This is a genomic window from Agrobacterium genomosp. 2 str. CFBP 5494 (assembly GCF_900013495.1).
GTDB lineage: Bacteria > Pseudomonadota > Alphaproteobacteria > Rhizobiales > Rhizobiaceae > Agrobacterium > Agrobacterium pusense.
Genome location: NZ_LT009718.1, coordinates 2,066,476 through 2,086,749, shown reverse-complemented (window position 1 = coordinate 2,086,749; position 20,274 = coordinate 2,066,476). Strand labels below are relative to the sequence as shown.

General features: G+C 61.1%; 17 protein-coding genes and 1 pseudogene. 7 read left to right on the top strand and 11 right to left on the bottom strand.

What is annotated here, in order from left to right:
• Nucleotides 1-3: 3 nt before the first annotated feature.
• The 4 genes from serS to AGR2A_RS10325 all read left to right on the top strand — a co-directional run bounded on the left by serS (nucleotide 4) and on the right by AGR2A_RS10325 (nucleotide 4,792).
• Entirely contained in the window at nucleotides 4-1,287 is a 1,284-nt protein-coding gene (gene serS / locus AGR2A_RS10340; RefSeq protein ID WP_004442134.1) for a serine--tRNA ligase, read from the top strand.
• A gap of 173 nt (nucleotides 1,288-1,460) precedes the next feature.
• The gene (gene surE / locus AGR2A_RS10335; RefSeq protein WP_004442133.1) at nucleotides 1,461-2,231 is read left to right on the top strand and encodes a 5'/3'-nucleotidase SurE; all 771 of its coding nucleotides are present in this window, start codon (nucleotides 1,461-1,463) and stop codon (nucleotides 2,229-2,231) included.
• The gene (locus tag AGR2A_RS10330) at nucleotides 2,228-2,881 is read left to right on the top strand and encodes a protein-L-isoaspartate(D-aspartate) O-methyltransferase (protein ID WP_022556269.1); all 654 of its coding nucleotides are present in this window, start codon (nucleotides 2,228-2,230) and stop codon (nucleotides 2,879-2,881) included. The genes surE and AGR2A_RS10330 overlap by 4 nt, the downstream gene beginning before the upstream one ends.
• A gap of 345 nt (nucleotides 2,882-3,226) precedes the next feature.
• The gene (locus AGR2A_RS10325) at nucleotides 3,227-4,792 is read left to right on the top strand and encodes a peptidoglycan DD-metalloendopeptidase family protein (RefSeq protein WP_037093448.1); all 1,566 of its coding nucleotides are present in this window, start codon (nucleotides 3,227-3,229) and stop codon (nucleotides 4,790-4,792) included.
• Between the two features lie 289 nt (nucleotides 4,793-5,081).
• Here AGR2A_RS10325 and mobB read toward each other — a convergent pair whose 3' ends face one another.
• The 5 genes from mobB to moaA all read right to left on the bottom strand — a co-directional run bounded on the left by mobB (nucleotide 5,082) and on the right by moaA (nucleotide 9,606).
• Complete coding sequence (gene mobB, locus AGR2A_RS10320) at nucleotides 5,082-5,597, bottom strand: molybdopterin-guanine dinucleotide biosynthesis protein B (protein ID WP_035211513.1); 516 nt, start codon at nucleotides 5,595-5,597, stop codon at nucleotides 5,082-5,084.
• Entirely contained in the window at nucleotides 5,594-6,220 is a 627-nt protein-coding gene (mobA, locus tag AGR2A_RS10315; RefSeq protein ID WP_004442128.1) for a molybdenum cofactor guanylyltransferase MobA, read from the bottom strand. Before mobA ends, mobB begins: the two co-directional genes overlap by 4 nt.
• The gene (locus AGR2A_RS10310; protein WP_072494435.1) at nucleotides 6,217-7,416 is read right to left on the bottom strand and encodes a multidrug effflux MFS transporter; all 1,200 of its coding nucleotides are present in this window, start codon (nucleotides 7,414-7,416) and stop codon (nucleotides 6,217-6,219) included. The genes mobA and AGR2A_RS10310 overlap by 4 nt, the downstream gene beginning before the upstream one ends.
• A gap of 1 nt (nucleotide 7,417) precedes the next feature.
• On the bottom strand, nucleotides 7,418-8,386 hold the full coding sequence (locus AGR2A_RS10305; protein WP_072494434.1) for a DMT family transporter: 969 nt from the start codon (nucleotides 8,384-8,386) through the stop codon (nucleotides 7,418-7,420).
• Between the two features lie 170 nt (nucleotides 8,387-8,556).
• Nucleotides 8,557-9,606 (bottom strand): GTP 3',8-cyclase MoaA, encoded by a 1,050-nt coding sequence (gene moaA, locus AGR2A_RS10300; RefSeq protein WP_044460021.1) that lies wholly within the window; start codon nucleotides 9,604-9,606, stop codon nucleotides 8,557-8,559.
• Between the two features lie 107 nt (nucleotides 9,607-9,713).
• Between moaA and AGR2A_RS10295 the strand changes: the two genes are divergently transcribed.
• The 3 genes and pseudogenes from AGR2A_RS10295 (at nucleotide 9,714) to AGR2A_RS10285 (ending at nucleotide 12,831) form a co-directional block, all read left to right on the top strand.
• Nucleotides 9,714-10,082, top strand: coding sequence for a gamma-butyrobetaine hydroxylase-like domain-containing protein (locus AGR2A_RS10295; RefSeq protein WP_004442123.1), 369 nt, complete (start codon nucleotides 9,714-9,716; stop codon nucleotides 10,080-10,082).
• 278 nt (nucleotides 10,083-10,360) lie between these two features.
• Nucleotides 10,361-12,171: pseudogene (locus AGR2A_RS10290) on the top strand (monovalent cation:proton antiporter-2 (CPA2) family protein).
• Nucleotides 12,172-12,222: 51 nt separating this feature from the next.
• Nucleotides 12,223-12,831, top strand: a complete 609-nt coding sequence (locus AGR2A_RS10285) for a pyridoxamine 5'-phosphate oxidase family protein (protein WP_035211516.1) — start codon at nucleotides 12,223-12,225, stop codon at nucleotides 12,829-12,831.
• A gap of 94 nt (nucleotides 12,832-12,925) precedes the next feature.
• Here the strand turns inward: AGR2A_RS10285 and AGR2A_RS10280 are convergent, their stop codons facing one another.
• From AGR2A_RS10280 to AGR2A_RS10255, 6 genes are all read right to left on the bottom strand, one after another.
• Nucleotides 12,926-13,996 carry a GGDEF domain-containing protein gene (locus AGR2A_RS10280; protein WP_072494433.1) on the bottom strand — a complete coding sequence of 357 codons (1,071 nt, stop codon included), beginning with the start codon at nucleotides 13,994-13,996 and terminating at the stop codon, nucleotides 12,926-12,928.
• 496 nt (nucleotides 13,997-14,492) lie between these two features.
• A complete protein-coding gene (locus AGR2A_RS10275) occupies nucleotides 14,493-15,710 on the bottom strand; it encodes a molybdopterin molybdotransferase MoeA (RefSeq protein WP_080822810.1) in 1,218 nt (405 codons plus the stop codon).
• A complete protein-coding gene (gene moaC, locus AGR2A_RS10270) occupies nucleotides 15,711-16,217 on the bottom strand; it encodes a cyclic pyranopterin monophosphate synthase MoaC (protein ID WP_072494431.1) in 507 nt (168 codons plus the stop codon).
• Between the two features lie 6 nt (nucleotides 16,218-16,223).
• The gene (gene trpC / locus AGR2A_RS10265) at nucleotides 16,224-17,039 is read right to left on the bottom strand and encodes an indole-3-glycerol phosphate synthase TrpC (protein ID WP_072494430.1); all 816 of its coding nucleotides are present in this window, start codon (nucleotides 17,037-17,039) and stop codon (nucleotides 16,224-16,226) included.
• Nucleotides 17,040-17,049: 10 nt separating this feature from the next.
• Nucleotides 17,050-18,063 carry an anthranilate phosphoribosyltransferase gene (trpD, locus tag AGR2A_RS10260; protein ID WP_006698866.1) on the bottom strand — a complete coding sequence of 338 codons (1,014 nt, stop codon included), beginning with the start codon at nucleotides 18,061-18,063 and terminating at the stop codon, nucleotides 17,050-17,052.
• Nucleotides 18,064-18,079: 16 nt separating this feature from the next.
• The gene (locus AGR2A_RS10255; protein ID WP_022556257.1) at nucleotides 18,080-19,972 is read right to left on the bottom strand and encodes a peptidyl-prolyl cis-trans isomerase; all 1,893 of its coding nucleotides are present in this window, start codon (nucleotides 19,970-19,972) and stop codon (nucleotides 18,080-18,082) included.
• Nucleotides 19,973-20,274: the final 302 nt, after the last annotated feature.

Sequence of the window (20,274 nt, the reverse complement as noted above, 5' to 3'; positions counted from 1 at the left end):
ACGATGCACGACATTAAATGGATACGTGAAAACCCTGAAGCTTTTGACGCGGCGCTCGCACGCCGTGGCGCGGAGCCTGCGGCCGCAGGTCTGATCGCGCTCGATGAAAAGCGCCGTTCCGTCATCCAGTCCCTGCAGGACATGCAGTCCCGCCGCAATGCCGCCTCCAAGGAAATCGGCGCCGCCATGGCGCAGAAGAACATGGAGCTTGCGGAAAAACTTAAAGCCGAGGTCGCCGACCTCAAGGACAAGATGCCGCGCGCCGAGGAGGAGGACCGTCAGGTCACCGCCGAGTTGAACGACGCCCTGTCGCGCCTGCCGAACATGCCCTTCGACGATGTGCCCGATGGCAAGGACGAGCATGACAATGTGGTGACCCGCGTCGTCGGCCAGAAGCCCGGCTGGAACCATGAGGCCAGGGAACATTTCGAAATCGGCGAAGCGCTTGGTTATATGGATTTCGAGCGGGCCGCCAAACTTTCGGGTTCGCGTTTCACCGTTCTCACCAGCCAGCTCGCGCGGCTGGAGCGGGCGCTCGGCCAGTTCATGATCGACCTGCACACCTCGGAACATGGCTATACCGAAGTTTCCTCGCCGCTGATGGTGCGCGACGAGGCGATGTTCGGCACCGGGCAATTGCCGAAATTCTCCGAGGACCTGTTCAAGACCACCGATGGCCGCTGGCTGATCCCGACGGCGGAGGTGACCCTGACCAACCTCGTGGCCGGCGAAATCCTCGAGCAGGAAAAGCTGCCCCTGCGTTTCACCGCACTCACACCGTCCTTCCGCTCGGAAGCGGGTTCGGCAGGCCGTGACACGCGCGGCATGCTGCGCCAGCACCAGTTCTGGAAGTGCGAGCTCGTCTCCATCACGGATGCGGAAAGCGCTGTCGCCGAGCATGAGCGCATGACGGCATGCGCCGAGGAGGTGCTGAAGCGGCTGGGCCTGCATTTCCGCACCATGACGCTCTGCACCGGTGACATGGGCTTTGGCGCGCGCAAAACCTACGATCTGGAAGTGTGGCTGCCCGGTCAGAATACCTATCGCGAAATCTCGTCCTGCTCGGTCTGCGGCGATTTCCAGGCGCGCCGCATGAATGCGCGCTATCGCGGCAAGGACGACAAGGCGACGAAGTTCGTGCATACGCTGAACGGTTCCGGCACGGCTGTCGGCCGCTGCCTGATCGCCGTTCTCGAAAATTACCTGAACGACGATGGCTCTGTCACAATTCCTGATGTGCTGCTGCCCTATATGGGCGGTCTGACGCGGATCGAAAAGGCGGCTTGATTTCAAAGATGCCGACATGCCGGACTTGATCCGGCATCCATCCAGCCCAAGTCGTTGGGCTGAAAAGGACTATTCCCGTGGCGCAGTCGCGCGTCGACTGGATACCGGCTCAAGGCCGGGATGACGGTTCGGGGAGTGTTCTGCCTGAGCAAAATGAAGAGCGGGAGGAAAACATGCGGATTTTGCTGACAAACGACGACGGTATCCACGCCGAAGGGCTGGCCGTGCTGGAGCGTATCGCTCGCACGCTCTCCGACGACGTCTGGATCGTTGCGCCGGAGACAGACCAGAGCGGGCTTGCTCACTCCCTGACGCTGTCCGAGCCGTTGCGTCTTCGCAAGGTTTCCGACAAGCATTTCGCTCTGCGCGGCACGCCGACTGATTGCGTTATCATGGGCATTCGCGAGGTTCTGCCGGAAAAGCCGGATCTCGTACTGTCAGGTGTCAATGCCGGCGCCAACATGGCCGATGACGTGACCTATTCCGGCACGATTGCCGGGGCCATTGAAGGTACGCTGCAGGGCGTGCGGTCTTTTGCGCTCAGCCAGGCCTTTAGCCATGCCGAAGGCCGCGTCGTGCCGTGGGAGGTGGCCGAGACCTATGCGCCCGATCTCATTCGCAAGCTCATCGATGTCGATCTGCCTGACGGCACCTTCCTCAATCTCAATTTTCCCAATTGCGCGCCAAAGGATGTGCAGGGCGTGTCCGTCACGGGGCAGGGCAAGCTCGATTTCGGCCTGACGGTGGAAGAACGCCAGGATGGCCGCGGTTTTCCCTATTACTGGCTGCGTTTCGGCGAACGCATGGGTACCTTCCGCGAAGGCACCGATATCCACGCCTTAAAGCATGGCAAGATTTCCGTCACGCCGCTGAAGCTTGACCTGACGGATTACACGGTGAAGGATCGGGTTGCGCAAGCGCTTGGATTCGGAGTCGCCGATTGAAATCTGCCATGGTCGAAAAGGAAGGTTTTGCAGCTCTCGTTCTGCGCTTGCGGGGCGAGGGGATTTCCGATCTCGACCTGCTGACGGCGGTTGAGCAGACGCCACGATCCAAATTCGTGCCGCCGCAATTTGCCGCCGACGCCTATTCCAGCCGCACCATCCCGATCGACTGCGGTTCCTTCATGGAAGGGGCCGACATGGCGGTGAAAATCCTTGCCCGCCTGCAGCTGAAACCCGGCCAGCGCGTGCTGGAAATCGGTACCGGCAGCGGTTTCATGACGGCGATCATTGCCCGCCGGGTAGAGCGCGTCTTTTCGCTGGAGCGGTACAAGACGCTGGTGCAGCAGGCGCAGAACTGTCTCGATGATCTTGCAATCCGCAACGTCGTCATCCGCCAGGCGGATGGCAGCAACGGCCTGGTGGGTGAGGGCACTTTTGACCGAATCGTTTCCACGGCGGCCTTCACCACCATGCCCCGTTTCTTTGCCGAGCAGATCGTTTCCGGCGGCATGATGATCGCGCCGATCATCGTTGAAGGTGATCGCTGCGTGATGACGCGCTTTTCCAAGACCGGCAGCCGCTTCGAGAAGGAAGAACTGTTCGAGGCGCCCTACCTGCCGCTCAGCACCCATATTGCGCGTCATTTGTGACAAAATGAAAATTTTGGAGACATTGTATTTTGGTCTCCTAATGTTCGGAATTTTCGCAAGCATTTGATTTTAAGAGATTTTATTGTTTCATCATGGCGCATCCTGTCTTCGTCATGGTTATCGAAGTGTCAAAAAAGCGCCAAACGGCTTAACGTTTTAACGGCGTGGTAACACTAACGCGCTTTAATCATAAACATCGACGCATGGTTTTCCCCACCTCGGGAAATGGGCCTTGCAAGAATTGAAATTTGTGCCGGATCGATCTCGATGCGGCGGGTTGGCGTCAGTGTAGATCGAGTCATGCGTATGAGACATTCGTCTAAAATCGGAAAATCAGTCGCAAAAATGTTCGCAGCGGCATTGCTGGCAAGCGTCGCAACGGGCTGTAGCTCGGATGCAACGCGGTTCAGCGGCCTCTTTTCCAGTGGACCGGATCAGATGACCACGGCGTCAATTCCTGCCCGTCAGGGCGGCGGTGCTTACGGGCAGGCCCCGGTTCCGCAGGGCGACATGAATGGCGGTTACGCCTCTGCCGCGCCACAGGGAGGTTATGCCAACCAGAACATGGCCGGCAATTCCTATCCGCAGCAGTCGGGTGGTTACGGTGGCGTTCAGCCGTCCACGGCCCGTGCCTCGGCCTCGCCGGTGCAGCGTTCCGAGCTGTCTGCGCCGACAGCCGTGGCGAGCCGCGATCCGTCGACCCGCAACGAAGCCATGGCCCAGCCTTTCCCGTCCGCCCAGCCCAAGGCCGCGCCGTCTCTGGCAGCGCCCGCACGGCAGGCTGCCGCACCCGCCGCTGACAACCTGACCACCGCGACCGTTCGCTCCGACAAAAACGGCTGGCACACCGATGGCGCCGCCTCCGTGACCCTGCGTCCCGGCGAAAGCATTGCGACCCTCTCCAACCGCTACGGCGTTCCGGAAAAGGAACTGCTGCGGGTCAATGGCCTGAAGACCGCTTCCGCCGCGCAGGCCGGCCAGTCGATCCTCATTCCGAAGTTCGGCCAGGTCCGCAACGCCGCCAAGGATGCCGCCGGCGATATTGCGCTCAACCGCAATGGCGACCAGCCGACACCGCTGCGTGCGCCGGATGGAAACGTGGCCGTGCTGCCGTCCCAGGCCGCCGCCCGTGACAAGGTTTCTGCTGAAGCTGGCAAACTGACGCCTCCGGGCGGCAAGCCGCTGCCGCCCTCCGGTGGCTACAAGGTTCAGCCGGGCGACAGCCTCGCCAAGATCGCCCGTGCAAACGGCGTGTCGGTGGCTGCTCTCAAGGCGGCAAACGGTCTCGGCAACGAAAGCATCCGCGTCGGCCAGACGCTCAACATGCCGGGTGCTTCGACGGATGCCATCAAGACCGCTTCCGTTCCCGCCAAGGAAGCCGCAAAGCCCGTCGAAACCGCATCCGTCAAGCCGGAGCCCTATAAGGCGCCGGCCGCCGCCGCCGCTCCGGCTGCGCCCGCAACTCCGGCCACCGCCAGTGTCAGCGATATCGAGAAAAAGGCCGACATGGCGTCCGTCGCACCGGAATCCACCGGCATCGGCAAATATCGCTGGCCCGTTCGCGGCGCGGTCATCAATAATTTCGGTGACAATGTCGAAGGCAGCCGCAACGACGGCATCAACATTTCGGTTCCCGAGGGCACGCCGATCAAGGCCGCTGAAAACGGTGTCGTCATCTATGCCGGCAATGGCCTGAAGCAGCTCGGCAACACGGTTCTTGTCCGCCATGACGACGGCAAGGTCACGGTATACGGCAACGCTGCCAATCTCGACGTGCAGCGTGGCCAGAAGGTTCAGCGCGGCCAGACCATCGCGACCTCGGGCATGACCGGCAGCGCCAAACGTCCGCAGGTTCACTTCGAAGTTCGCAAGGATGCGACGCCGGTGAACCCATCCACTTTCCTTGAATAGGTATTGCGTCTCAAGGAATGATGAAGCCGGGTGATGAGCCCGGCTTTTTCATTTACGGGGTGATGCGTGCGGAAAAAGTTCTGGAATGGGTGCCTCGGGCTTAGTGGGTATTGGTTTCTCGCGGTTTTCTCCTCCGTCATGCCGGACCCGATCCGGCATCCAGTCGACGCGCGCCTGCGCGGCGGAATGAGTCTCCTCAGCCCAAGGACTTGGGCTGGCTGGATACCGGCTCAAGGCCGGTATGACGGATTTGGGGATGCAGCCCAAGTCAGGTCGAGCCGCTACGTGTCTAACCCCTGACAAGACCCACCGTCGTCTCGATGAAGTCGGCAATCGCGCCGGTATCGTCGAGATCGAAAACCGGAAGCGCCGTGTCCGTCACCGCGTGATCGGCGGCAATGGCGACGATATGCGGATCGAGCGGCGCCAGCGGTTCCGTTTTCGCCGCCTCAACCCGGCGCGCTTCGATTTTCGGGACCGGTTCGTATTTATAACCTTCGATCAGCACCAGGTCGCACGGCGCGAGGCGGGAGAGGATGTCTTCGAAGGAGGGCTCCGGTTCGCCGCGCAATTCATGCATGATGGCGAAGCGGGTGCCGGAAACGATGGTGACCTCGTGCGCGCCGGCCTGCCGGTGACGCCAGCTATCGGCGCCGACCTTGTCAATATCGAAATCGTGATGGGCGTGCTTGATGGTGGAGACACGGTAGCCGCGCGCCGTCAGTTCGGTCACGATGCGCACGGCAAGACCAGTTTTGCCTGAGTTCTTCCAGCCGGCGATGCCGAAGACCTTTTGTGCCGTCATGCTTCCATGCTCTCCAGATAGCTGCGCGCCAGTGCAAGCTCATCCGGCGTGTTGATGTTGAAGAACGGATCGAGGCTGCCCTTTGCCGTTTCCAGCGGCGCAAAAGCAACCCCAATGGTGACATGCCGGGCAAGATAAGCGCGGATGCGCCGGTTGGCATCGTTCTTCAGCCATGCCTCGAGATCATCGGCGAGAGCGACCGGCCACAACGCAAAGACCGGATGAAGCTGGCCGCTGGAGGCGGCAATGACGATTGCATTGTCCGACAGGTGTTCGCAAAGCCGCACCACAAGATCGTCAGGGAAAAACGGGCTGTCGGCGGGCGCTGTCAGAAAGTGGCTGACCGCGTCGCCGCGGTGCTGGAAATGGCGCATGCCGGCCAGAACGCCCGCGAGCGGACCGGCATGGCCGTTCAGCGTATCGGGCAGCAGCGGCAGGCCGAAACTTTCCGCCCAGCCATTGGCTGCATTGATGGTGACGTCGCAGACCTGCGGCGTGATGCGGCTGATGACACGGGACATGAGAGGCGCATCGCCCAATTGCACCATCGCCTTGTTGCTGCCCATACGCCGCGAAAGCCCGCCGGCGAGTACCAGGCCGGGTATTTCAAAAGGGGCCGTCATTCCCGCTTTTCCTGCAGCCTTACGATATAGGTGGTGAGGAGGGCGACAAGGCCGGTCGCCAGCATCACCAGAAGAAGCGGCCAGGTTCCATCCTCTTTTGAAAGAACCGAGGAGGCGAGAACCGAGAGTGCCGCGCCGCCGCCAATGGTCATGGCGCCGCCGAGACCGGAGGCTGAGCCAGCCAGATGCGGCTGGACGCTGACCATGCCGGCATTGGCGCTGGGCAGCGTCACGCCGTTGCCGACGCCGATCAGGGAGAGCGGCACAAAAAACGCATAGGCGCTTTCCGCCCCGACCGAGATCAGTGCGATGGCGGCGATGATGCCGGCAATGCCGATGACATTACCCGACAGCATCATGCGGGTGATGCCGATTTCGCTGGCATAACGACCGGAGATGAAGTTGCCGAGCATGTATCCGCTGGCCATGAAGAAGAATTGCAGGCCGAGCATGGCCGGCGAAAGCCCATAAAGCACGCTGCCGACAAAAGGTGCGCCGCCGAGAAAGGAGAAGAACATGCCCGATGAGAAGGTCGAGGTCAGGGCGTAACCCCAGAACAGCGGCGAGCGCAGAAGTTCCGGCCAGGCATGGAACTGCTGCGAGAAGCTTGCCGATCTGTTGTGGTTGGTTTCGCCGAGATCGAGCCAGGCGAGCGCCAGGATGCCCAGGCCAAGCAGGCAGAGGAGGGCGAAGCTCGATTGCCAGCCCGAGATGTCATTGAGCAGGCCGCCAACCGTTGGTCCCACCATCGGCACCACGGACATGCCCATCGTCACATAGCCGATCATCGAGGCCGCCTGTTCCATGGGCACCATGTCGCGCACGATCGCGCGGGCCAGCACGAAGCCGGAAACGACGGCCGCCTGCGCCACGCGTCCGATCATGAAGACTGTGATATTGGGCGCCAGCATGCACACAAGCGTCGCGACGATCATGACGGCGATGCTGGCGAGCATGACGGGGCGGCGCCCGAAGAGGTCGGAGAGCGGGCCGATGACGAGCTGCAGGCAGGCGGTGGCGGCGAGATAACCCGAGACGGCGAATTGCATCACCGCGTAATCGGTCTCGAAATACACTGCCATCGTTGCAAGCGAGGGCAGGAACACATTCATGCACAGAGCCGCGACACCGGCGATGACGACCAGCGTGATGATGTGGGGTGGGGTGGTTCTGTCCAGAAAACGGCCGCCGTTCATGTCATTCTCCCGCCTCTTCCGGAACGGCAGCTTTCGTTACGGAAGCCGGCCGTACGGTGGTCACGGCAGTGGGGGTGGCGGCCGCGCGCTTGGCCATCTGCGAGCGCTTGCGCAGACTTTCCCGGTAGAAGGTATAAAGGCCCGAACTGATGATGATCATGGCGCCGATGATGGTGTAATTGTCGATTTTCTCGTTGAAGAAGAATATGCCGATCATGAAACCCCAGAGCAGGCCGGTATAACGAAACGGCGCGACGAAGGAAATTTCGCCCGATCTCATCGACAATATGATCGCCTGGTAGCCGACCAGCACCAGAATAGCCGAGGCGGCCAGATGCGAGACGATCGTGACGTTCATAGGCTGCCAGCCGCCGAAGGGCAGGATCAAGAGGCCGCCCACTGCCATGTTGACGAAGGCGGTGATGACGGTGATCGCAAGCGAAGGCACATCGGCATACATTTTCCGCGTCAGCAGATCACGCGCGGCGGTGACGGCCAGCGATGCGACAACCAGCAGCGCGCCCGGCGTAAAGCCTTCCGGGCCGGGCCGGATGATGACGAGCACGCCGATGAAACCGACGATGATCGCCACCCAGCGCCGCCAGCCCACAGGTTCGCGCAGGAACAACGCCGCACCCAGCGTCACCACCAGCGGCAGGGACTGCAATATGGCCGAAGCATTGGAAAATTCGATGAGGCCGAGCGCCGTCAGATAAAGAACGGCGGCGGTCACCTCGCAGAGACAGCGCAGGATGATGATGGGGCGCAAAAGGGTTTTCAGGGGCCGGAGCGCGCCGAAATGCCGGGCCGCGATATAGATCAGCACCACGGTCATGATGCCGCGGACGAACATGATCTGACCGGTGTTGATGTAGGGGGTGACGGACTTCGTCAGCGCGTCGTTGGCCGTGAAGCTTGCCATTGCGAGCGCCATGAAAAGCGCGCCGCGCGTATTGTCCGTCAATGCCATTCCCAAATATCCCAGACCATGCGCAGTTTACTCCGCCCGCCCTCCGGGCGATCTGGAGCCGCCGTTACGGCGCAACCACGCATTCCTCCATATAAAGAGACGTGGCACGGCAGAGCTGGCAATTCAACCGTTTATATGGGTGGGTGGATGAGAAAGACGTTCAGCCAGCCTCAGCCGCCTGTCACGCTCATATGGCGGGAGACTGCGGGTCGGTTGTGGGTGCGGTCGATGATGAAATCGTGTCCTTTCGGCTTGCGCAGAAGGGCTTCATCGATGGCGCTGGAAAGATAGGCGTCGCTGTCGGACGCGCGCAGCGCCGTGCGCAGATCGGCAGCGTCGTCCTGGCCGAGACACATATAGAGCGTGCCGGTACAGGTGAGACGGACACGATTGCAGCTTTCGCAGAAATTATGGGTCATGGGCGTGATGAAGCCCAGCCGGCCGCCGGTTTCCTTCACCGTCACGTAACGGGCCGGGCCGCCGGTCTGGTAATCGCTGTCGATGAGCGTGAAGCTCTGCTCGAGATCGCTGCGCAATTTTGAAAGCGGCAGATAACGGTCGGTGCGGTCTTCCTCGATCTCGCCCATCGGCATGGTCTCGATGACCGTCAGGTCCATGCCGCGGCCGTGGGCGAAGCGCATCAGCTCCGGCATTTCGGCATCGTTGAAGTCCTTCAGCGCAACGGCGTTGAGTTTCACCTTGATGCCTGCCGCCTGTGCGGCATCGAGCCCCTCCATCACCCGGTCGATATCCCCCCAGCGGGTGATATGGCGGAATTTATCGCTGTCGAGCGTATCGAGGGAGACATTGATGCGGCGCACGCCGCAATCGGCGAGTTCGGCTGCGAATTTCGCCAGCTGTGAGCCGTTGGTGGTCAGCGTCAATTCCTCGAGCGCACCGCTCTCGACATGCCGCCCGAGGTTCCTCACCAGGGACATGATGTTCTTGCGCACCAGCGGCTCACCGCCGGTCAGCCTGAGCTTGCGGACGCCGCGCGTTATGAAGACGGAACAGAGCCGGTCGAGTTCTTCGAGCGTCAGAAGGTCCTTCTTCGGCAGGAAAGTCATGTGCTCGGACATGCAGTAGGTACAGCGAAAATCGCAGCGGTCGGTCACGGAAACGCGCAGATAGGTGATGGCGCGGCCGAAAGGGTCCACCATCGGTGCGTTGTTTTCCGTCAGGAACTGCGCTTTTCCAAGCGATCCGGGGAAACTGTTCACGTCTCCATCCTCATTGCGCGATGCGCCCCTCAAATGATGTAGTGGCTTGCCTATCCTGAGGCAAGTCCGTAATTCTGACGCATGTGATGAGCTTGCGGAAGTGAAAAATGAGTGATGCCTGGCCGACAGAGCTGCTTGTGTCGAAAGACCGGCGCGAATTGACCGTTTCCTTCGACGATGGAAGCGTTTACCGGCTGAAGGCCGAGATGCTGCGCGTGCTTTCGCCCTCGGCAGAAGTGCAGGGCCACGGGCCGGGGCAGAAGGTCACGGTGCCGGGCAAACGCGATGTCGCCATCCGCTCCATGGTCGCGACAGGCAACTATGCGGTGCGCATCGTTTTTGACGATGGCCATGACAGTGGCATTTACACCTGGAAATACCTGAAGGAACTGGGTGAGACCGGGGACAGGCTGTTTGCGGATTATGAACGGGAGCTCGCCGAAAAAGGCTTGAGCAGGGAGCCACGGTACCGGTAGAGAAAACAGCGAGGGAGACGCCCTCGTGAGAATGATGGCAAAGGGGTCGAAGAACTGCTGCGTTTGGCAACGTTGTTGCATTCGCTCTTCGTCACCCCGGACTTGATCCGGGGTCCAGCGCGATCAAGTCCTTGATCGCGGGAGAGTCCTTTCACGGCGCAGACGCGCCGTGGCTGGATGCCGGATCTAGTCCGGCATGACGGAGGAAATGTTCTCGCGCGTTGCCGATAATCGGACGAGGGCAAAGCTTTTGTCTCACTATTTAAACGGGGTGGCGTGTGGCCGTAGAAGCAAACGGAAATGATCTGGCCCAGGTGGTCGTATTGCTGGCGGCAGGCGTTGTCGCCGCGCCGATCTTCAAGCGCATCGGCCTCGGCTCTGTGCTGGGTTATCTCGCAGCCGGCCTGGTGATCGGGCCTTACGGTCTTGGTTTCTTTTCCGATTCGCAGGCCATTTTGCACATAGCGGAACTCGGCGTGGTGATGTTCCTGTTCATTATCGGCCTTGAAATGCAGCCGTCGCGGCTGTGGTCCATGCGGCAGGATATTTTCGGGCTCGGCGCATTGCAGGTGCTGGTTTGCATGGGCGGCCTGACGTTGATCGGGGTCGGCCTCGGCTTCCCTGTCATCATGTCCTTCGTCGCTGGCAGGGCTTCGTGCTGACGTCGACGGCGATCGTCATGCAGATGCTGCAGGAGCGCAACAGCATGTCCAGCCTGAAAGGGCAGCGCATCATCGCCATCCTGCTGTTCGAGGATCTGGCCATCGTTCCGCTGCTGGCGCTCGTCGCCTTCCTCGGTTCGGGCGGGGAAGATGTCACGGCGTCGGAGCGCTGGGTTTCCGTCGGCATTGCGCTTGCCGCCGTCGGTGCGCTCATCCTTGCCGGACGTTATCTGCTCAACCCGTTCTTCCGCCTGCTGGCGGCCTCCGGTGCGCGCGAGGTGATGACGGCTGCTGCGCTGCTGGTTGTTCTGGGTTCGGCGCTTCTGATGCAGGTCAGCGGCCTTTCCATGGCGATGGGCGCTTTCCTGGCCGGCGTGCTGCTGTCGGAATCCTCCTTCCGCCATCAGCTGGAGGCGGATATCGAGCCGTTTCGCGGCATTCTGCTCGGCCTGTTCTTCCTCGGCGTCGGCATGGCGATCGATCTTGCCGTCATTGCCTCCAACTGGCAATTGGTGCTGGTCAGTGTCGCCGGATACATGCTGCTCAAGGCCTTCCTCATCTATGGCGTGGCGCGGGCGCTCGGCACCACCAGGCGTGAAAGCCTGGAACGGGCGGTGCTGATGGCGCAGGGCGGCGAATTCGCCTTCGTGCTCTATTCTGCCGCTGTCAGCGCCGGCATTCTCGACCGGGAGGCCAATGCCATCCTGACGGCGACGATCATCATCTCCATGGTGCTGACGCCGCTGATGGTCATCCTGCATGACCGGCTGGTGCCGGCGGCGGTTCCCAATACCGACGATCTGGACGTGCCTGAAAATGTCGAGGGCAGCATTCTCCTGATCGGTTTCGGACGTTTCGGCCAGATCGTCAGCCAGCCTCTTCTGGCGCGCGGTTACACGCTGTCTTTGATCGACAAGGATGCCGACTTCGTGCGCGATGCGGCGGAATTCGGTTTCAAGGTCTATTATGGCGATGGCTCGCGGGCGGAAATCCTCCATGCCGCCGGCGCCAGCACGGCGCGTGCTGTTCTCATCTGCGTCGACGACAAGGAAGCAGCCGTCCGGATCGCGGAGATCGTCAAGCATGAATTCCCGCTGGTTCCGGTTCTCGCCCGCGCCTATGACCGCGGCCACGCCATCGATCTGCTGAAGGCCGGCGTGGATTACCAGATTCGCGAGACGCTGGAATCGGCGCTGAATTTCAGCGAGGAGGTTCTGGGCGCCATGGGCGAGGAGCGGGAAGACGCCGCCCGTCTGGTGGAGGAATTCCGCGACCGCGACGAGGAGCGTTTCGCCATGGAGGTCGTCGGCGGCATTTATGCCGGCCGTTCGCTGATCCGCGGCAACGCCCAGCCAGCCGATCTCGTCGCCGCGCGCACGGCGCGTGAGCGGGCGGAGCGGGAAAAGGCGGAGGCGGCGGAAGAGTAAGGGATTGCGCCCGGCGGTGTCGCAGGGTGATTTCGAGGGATAGGAACTGACATGACGATCATTCGCACGGTCGAGGAATTGAAGGCCATCTATGACGGCACGAGCGAGGCATCCATCGCCAAGGTGACAGCCGCGCTGACGGCCGAATACAGGCTGATGATCGAAACGTCACCGTTTCTCGCTCTGGCGACGGTGGGGCCGGAGGGCATGGACTGTTCACCGCGCGGCGACAAGGGCGGTGTGGTGCGCGTGGCCGATGACAAGACCGTGCTGCTGCCGGACTGGCGTGGCAATAACCGCGTGGATTCGCTTCTCAACATCGTGCGGGATCCGCGCGTGGCGCTGATGTTCCTGATCCCCGGCTCGAATACGACCATGCGCATCAATGGCCGCGCCTTGGTTTCCGTTGACCCCACGTTGTTGCAGAGCTTCGAGATGGATGGCAAACATCCGCGCACCGTCATCGTGGTCACGATCGACGAAGTCTATTTCCAGTGTGCACGGGCGCTGATGCGGTCTGAATTGTGGAATCCCGACAATTTTGTCGACCCGTCGTCGCTTCCGACGCCGGGTCTGCTGCTCAAGGCGGCCAAGGCGGAATTCGATCAGGAGACCTATGATCGCGAATGGGCGGCGCGCGCGGCGAAGACGATGTGGTGAGGCTTCCCCCTCTCGCCCTCGTTCCTATGCTTGTCAGGAATGAGGGTGGGGACAGCGCTGTGTTTTTAATGCGCCCAAGTCGGCGCAATTTGCCTCAAGTCCGATAAATCAGCCAGTTTTTGCCGGTATAGTTCTTTTGCATACCGTCCTCGTAGAAGACCGAGCGGTTCCGGCCGGTTTCCTTGGCGTGGTAGAGCGCCGTATCCGCATGGGCGTAAAGTTCGGTCGGATTGGTGGCCTGCGCGGCAGCGGCAAAACCGATCGAGATCGTTACCGTGCCGTAATCCGCGCCTGATCTCGAATTGCGGAAGGGTGTGCTCTCCAGCGACAGGCGGATGCGCTCGCACATCACCATGACTTCCTCCGGCGTATTGCCGTCGAGAATGATGGCGAATTCCTCGCCGCCGCTTCTGGCGACGAAGCCGTCCTTGCGGACATTCGCCCGAATGACCGAAGCGACGGTAGCCAGAATCTTGTCGCCTACCGGATGGCCGAACGTGTCGTTGATCCGCTTGAAGTGATCGATATCGAGCAGGACGAGCGACGTATATTGCAGGCCGATGGAGGTATCATAAACGGTTGCCAGCCGGTCGTCGAAAGCTCGCCGGTTGGAAAGGCGGGTCAGCGAATCGGTATTGGCGATGCGCTTGTATTCATCCAGCTCCAGGCGCACCTGGTGCATTTCCTCGGCATGGCGGTTGACTTCGTTGAACGCCTTTTCGCCGTCGATGATCTTCGAGCCGGTGGCCTCGGCCAGCAACGCAATTGCGTTTCTCAGAATATTGCTGCTGGCGGCATTCTTGTCATCGATACGCTGCCGCGTCTCGCCGAGGATCCTGTTGTAGTTCTCGATGGAGGATTGTTCCCGCCGTAAGGTCCCCAGAAGGGCTTCCAGTTCGCGTCGCAGCTTTTCATGCGCATCGTCGATGAAGCGCGCGGGACCGCCATCACCGTAACGCGCGGACAGCTCGTCCAGATCGTCCTGCGTCGCCCGGTTTCCCAGCGCCGCCAGATCCTTGGTCAGCGCAGGGTTCGAACCGATATAGGCTTCGTAGAAAAGGCTGTAGTTGCGCGGGATCGGCGAAACACCCATGCTCCGCATGGCGTGGGCAATCTGCCCGGCAATGTCGGGTCCCGTGGTCTTGGGCGTGGATGCCGTGTTCATCAAGAAACTCCAGTGAGTCTGCTTATAGACTATGATTATTATTATGGAGGCTGTTTTGAAAAGCTTAATTTATGGAGAACTAATTTTTATTGCAGGAAATTCTATTTTGTACGATTTTTATCTTATTTAATTGATAATTATAAGTAATTTTCATTTTTTGGAATTTCCGGAATTTTTGACCTCTACTATCCGCCTTGGTGACAGTTTCGCATTTATTCTGTCAATCCCGATAACGCTTTGCAGCTGATTTATTTTGGCACAGCAACGTGATTCGTGGAGAGGAAAAAAGCTCAAGGGGCGGGGAATTTCCATTCGCCAAGACATGGTTTTGGGGAAGCCGATATTTGTCGGCCGCCTCCAAAGGCGTAACGTTACAGTTTGTCTGGCGGACCTGAGGGGATTGAACGCGGCGCCGTTCCGGGCGATGTCAGCAGGCGGGTGTACAAATGCCTCATCGAGTGCCGTGAAAGCGTGTTGTCTACGTTTGGCTGCGGGTTCAGGCCCTGAGTTTGATGACCGGGCATTCGGCCCCGGCGTCAGCCTGCGGCGCATGGGGAGGGCGTATGATGAGGACGTCGGAATGGGCGAGGATGTTCATCATGGATGAATCCTGTCTGGCGTAAGGCTCCGCCACGACCACGCCGCCTTGACCGCTAACCAGGCGGGCGCGAAGATAATCCTGGCGGTGATCGTTGGCTTTCAGCGCCTTCGCGGTTCTTGCGGTCGCGATGCGTTGCGGGGGCAGGTGCCGGCCAATCCGGCTGACCAAGGGTTCAAGGAAAAGCAGACCGCAAACGAGACTGGCCACGGGGTTTCCGGGCAGGCCGAGAACCTGCATGCTGCCGATGGAGCCCACCATCAGCGGTTTTCCCGGGCGCATGGCGATGCGCCAGAAATCGAGCTGCATGCCCTCCGCCTTCAATGCAGCCTGCACCAGATCGTGGTCTCCGACGGAGGCGCCGCCGAGTGTCAACAGCACATCAACCTTCGCCGCAACGGCCTCGCCGATGGCGGCGCGGATCAGCGCGTCATCATCGGGGATAATGCCGAGATCCAGTACCTCTGCACCGGCCTTGCGGGCCAGCGCGGCGACGCCGAAGGTGTTGGAGGCGATGATCTGCGCCGGCTGCGGAACGCTTCCAGGCGGCAGCAACTCGTCGCCGGTGGCAAGGATGGCGATGCGTGGCCTGCGATAGACGGTAAGCGTGGCGTGGTTCGTCGCCGCCGCCAGCGTGAGATCGGCAAAGCCGAGTTCCCTTCCAGCCTCCAGTACCGTTTCGCCTTTGGTAAAATCCTGCCCGCGCGGTCGGATATGTCGCCCGGCGATGACATCGAAGGCCGTGCGGATTTTTCCGCCTTCCAGGACTTCGGCATCCTCCTGAATGAGGATCGTATCCGCACCCTGCGGCACGGGCGCGCCGGTGAAGATGCGCACCGCCTGTCCTTCACCCACCGTACCGGCAAAAGCATGACCGGCGGCGGCCTGGCCGATGACGGTGAGGACCGAGCCGATGGCCGGTGCATCGGCGCTGCGCAATGCATAACCGTCCATGGCTGAGGCATCGAAGGGGGGCTGGGTGAGGCTTGCGATGAGATCGACCGAGAGAACGCGGCCGTCGCATTCGGCGAGCGGCAGCGTTTCGGTGTCGGTGACCGGAACCGCTGCGTCCAGAAGGCGCGCGATGGCCTCATCCACGGGCAGCAGCGGCTTCATTCAGTTCTCCTGTCGCCCGAAATCGCTGGCTTTGAAATCACCGGATTTGCCGCCGCTCTTTTCAAGCAGGCGGATATTGATGATCTCCATCGCCTTGTCGGCGGCCTTCGCCATGTCATAGATCGTCAGGCAGGCGATGGAGACGGCGGTCAGCGCTTCCATTTCCACGCCGGTCTTGCCTGACAGTTTCACCCTGGCCTCAACGCGGAGGCCGGGCAGGGTGGCATCTTCGGTGATGTCCACCGCCACCTTGGTCAGCATCAGCGGGTGGCAGAGCGGAATGAGATTGGCGGTCTGCTTCGCGGCCATGATGCCGGCCAGCCGTGCGGTGCCGATGACATCGCCCTTCTTGGCGTTGCCATCGTGGATAAGCGCCAGCGTTTCCGGCTTCATTTTCACGAAGCCTTCGGCGACCGCAACACGCACGGTTTCCGCCTTGTCGCCAACATCGACCATATGCGCTTCACCGGCCGCGTCGATATGGGTGAGCTTCGGGGCGTCGCTCATCCGGGTTTATTCCGCTGCCAGAATGCCGGACTGGCCCGTCAGCAGCGCCTTGGTGGCCGCCGTCACATCGTCCTTGCGCATCAGGCTTTCACCGACGAGGAAGGTGCTGATGCCGCTTTTTTTCAGGCGCTGGCAATCCTCGAAGGTGAAGATGCCGCTTTCGCCCACCAGCAGCCTGTCGGAGGGTACCAGTCCCGCCAGCCTTTCGCTGGTTTCGAGGCCAACCTCGAAAGTGCGGAGATTACGATTGTTGATGCCGAAAAGCGGCGAGTCGAGCTTCAGCGCCCGTTCCGTTTCCTCTTCGTCGTGCACTTCGATCAGCACATCCATGCCCAGCGCGAAAGCCTCGTCTTCCAGCCGTTTCGCGTCGTCATCCGACAGCGAGGCCATGATGAGGAGAATGCAGTCCGCGCCCCAGGCGCGGGCTTCGTGCACCTGATAGGTGTCGAACATGAAATCCTTGCGCAGCGCGGGCAGGGCGCAGGCATTGCGGGCGGCGGTCAGGAACTCCGGAGCGCCTTGAAAGCTCGGCCTGTCTGTCAGGACAGAAAGACATGCAGCGCCGCCAGCCTCATAGGCCGCAGCCAGCGCCGGCGGATCGAAATCGGGGCGGATGAGGCCCTTGGAGGGGCTGGCCTTCTTGATTTCGGCGATAAGGCCGAACTTGCCCTCGGCCTGCTTTGTTTTCAGCGCCCTGTAAAAACCGCGGGGTGCGCTCTGGTCGGCAGCCATGGCCTTCAGATCGGCCAGTGAAACCTTCGCCTTGGCGGCGGCGATTTCTTCGAGCTTGTAAGTCTCGATCTTCTTGAGAATGTCGCTCATGGTCTCGCTCTCATTCCTCGTTTGATACGGCGACCAGACGCTCCAGCGCGGCGGCGGCCTTGCCGCTGTCGAGGGCATCGCTGGCAATCGTCATGGCCTGGCCAAGCGTTTCCGCCTTGCCGGCGATGACAAGCGCTGCGGCTGCGTTGCAAAGCGATACGTCGCGATAGGCATTGCGCTTGCCTGAAAGAACCTCGCGCAGCGCCGCCGCATTGGCAATGCCGTCGCCGCCCTTGAGGTCGTCCATCCGCGCCGGCTCAACGCCGAAATCTTTTGGGGTCAGCTCGAAGGTGCGGATATTGCCGCCTTCGAGCGCCGCCACATGGGTGACGCCCGTGGTGGTGACTTCATCCATGCCGTCGCCATGCACGACCCAGATGCTTTCCGAACCCAGATCACGCAGCACTTCGGCAAGCGGCACCAGCCAGCGTGGCGAAAACACGCCGAGCAATTGCCGTTTTGCGCCGGCCGGGTTGGAGAGGGGGCCGAGCAGGTTGAAGATCGTGCGCGTACCGAGTTCGACGCGGCTCGGGCCAACGTGGCGCATGGCGGAATGGTGCATCTGCGCGAACATGAAGCCGAGACCCGCCTCGCTGATGCAGCGGGCGATGAGATCGGGACCGATATCGAGCTTCACGCCGAGTGCGGAAAGCGCATCTGCCGTGCCGGATTTGGAACTCAATGCCCGGTTGCCGTGCTTGGCGACCGGCAGGCCCGTGCCGGCGACGATGATCGAGGCGAGTGTAGAGATGTTGTAGGTGCCGATGCCGTCGCCGCCGGTGCCGACGATATCGATGGCATTGGCCGGGGCGGAAACCGGCAACATCCGGGAACGCATGGAGGAGACTGCGCCGACGATTTCGTCGACCGTTTCACCGCGCACGCGCAGCGCCATCAGGAAACCGCCGATCTGCGACGGCGTGGCTTCGCCCGACATCAGAATGTCGAAAGCCGTGCGCGCATCCTCGCGGTTCAGGCTTTCTCCATTCGCGACCCTGGCGATCAGCGGCTTCAGTTCGGCCATCTCGTCGCCTCCCAGGTTAGAAGCCGACCATCGCCTGATCGGCGAGGGCCTGGTTGATCGTCACACCATAGTCATTCTGCAGGCGGTTGACCATCTGGTCCAGCATGTCGTCGCCGGCCGCGCGGGCAATGGCGGCAAACTGCTGGTCGTCATTGGCGAGCGCGTCCGGCGTCGCGTTGGTGTCGACAGAGGTGACCTTGAAGAGGATGCGGCTGGAACCATCGGCATCGGCCGCGGTGCCGACCACGCCTTCGGCGCCCGAGAAGACGGCGGCGATGGTCTGGCGACCGAAAATCGCATCTTCGCTGGTGCGGCGCAGGCCGGATTTCTGTTCGACTGCAAGGCTCAGCTCACCCGCGACAGCCTCCAGCGTCTCGCCCTTTTCAACGCGGGCCTTCAGCTCGTCGGCCTTGGCGGCAAGTGCGGTGCGCTGCTGCTCGGCCGTCCAGTCGGCCACGACATCGTCGCGGACTTCGGCAAGCGTGCGGTCGCGGGCAGGGATGATCTGCTCGACGTCGAACCAGATGTAACCTTCGCGGCCGAGGTTGATCGGCAGGGCCTCGGTTCCGGGTTCGGTCTTGAACACGTCCTGGGCGAGCTGCGGGGAGGGCAGGCCTTCGACCGCATCGCCCTTTTCGTCGAGACCGGCTGCGTCGATGGCGGCAATGGTGACCGGTTTCAGGTTCAGCTGCTGTGCGGCGTCCGCAAGCGAAGAACCGCCGGCGCGCAGATCCTCGTAACGGTCGTGCACATTGGTGATTTCTTCCGCGGCGGCAGCGGTGGCGAGATCCTTGCGGATGTCTTCCTTTGCCTCTTCCAGCGTGCGGGTGGTTTCCGGCTTGATGCCCGTGACGCGCAGAAGTACCGGGCCGAACGAACCTTCAACCACCGGCGAAACGCCCCCATCCTTCTGGATGGCAAAAGCGGCGTCGGCAATCGACTGGTCGGGGATGGTATCCTTTGTGAATTCGCCAAGCGTGACGTCGGACGGCGTCTTGCCCTGATCCTTCACCACCTGGTCATAGGTGGTGTTGCCGAGCCTGATCTGCTCGGCGGCGGCGGCGGCCATTTCCTTGTCCGGGAAGGTCAGCTGCTCGACCGTGCGGCGGCCGGCGGTGCGGAAGCTGTCCTTGTGGCTGTTATAATAATCGGCGATCTGGGCGTCCGTTACCGAGGCTGGCTCCGCGATGTCGGAAGGTTCCAGCTTCACATAGGTGAATTTGCGGAATTCCGGCGCGCGATATTTCGTCTTGTTCGTCTCGAACCAGGGGGCGAGCACGTCGTCGCCGGGGGCCTTGACCGGCGGGATGACGGCGTTCGAAAGAATGACATAATCAACGGCGCGCTGCTCGTTGCGATATTGCTTCAGGGCATCCACGAGAACCTGCGGTGCGGCAAAACCGTCCGAGACGGCTTCAACGATCTGGCTGCGCACGGCGACCTTGCTGCGTTCCTTGATGTAGTCGTCCTCGCGGAAACCGGAATTGCGCAGGCGCTCCGTAAAGAGGTTGCGGTCGAACTGGCCATTGACCGATTTGAAGGCGGGGTCTTCGGCAATGAGTTTGGCAAGACGGTCTTCCGAAAGACCGAGGTTCATCTTCGAAGCGAGTTCGTCAAGCGATGCCCCGGCTGCAAGCTGGCTGAAGACCTGGCGGTCGATGCCGAAGGCCTTGGCCTGTTCGGTCGTCAGCCTTGTGCCGAACTGGCGGCTGAGATCGGAAATCTGCCGCTGATAGGCGAGGCGGAATTCCTCCGGGCTGACCGTCTGGTCACCCACCGTCATGACGGCGTGGGAATTGGCGGTGACAAGCGATGCGGAAACGCCCCAGATGCCAAAAGAAACAACAAGCAGGAGAAGCAGCAGCTTGGCTGCCATGGTTCGAGAAGCATTTCTCAGGGAATCGAGCATCGTTATGCAAACCTCACAGGAACGTCATCGCGGTCGCCGGCTGTCCGGCCCGCAACGTATCGGCGTTCCTTAAATCAATCCATTCGGAAATTGAAGGGAATTTCCCTTGGAAAAACGGGGTTTTGAAAACGGTTGTGTGATTGGAGGTGCCGAAATGGAGGCAACGGATGGATATCAGCGGCGTCCACACCGTCATTCCTGTGCTTGTGACAGGAATCGAGCCCGCCCAAGTCCTTGGGCTGAAAAGAGTCTTTCCGTCGCACAGACGTGTGTTGACTGGATTCTCGTCACAAGCAGAGGAA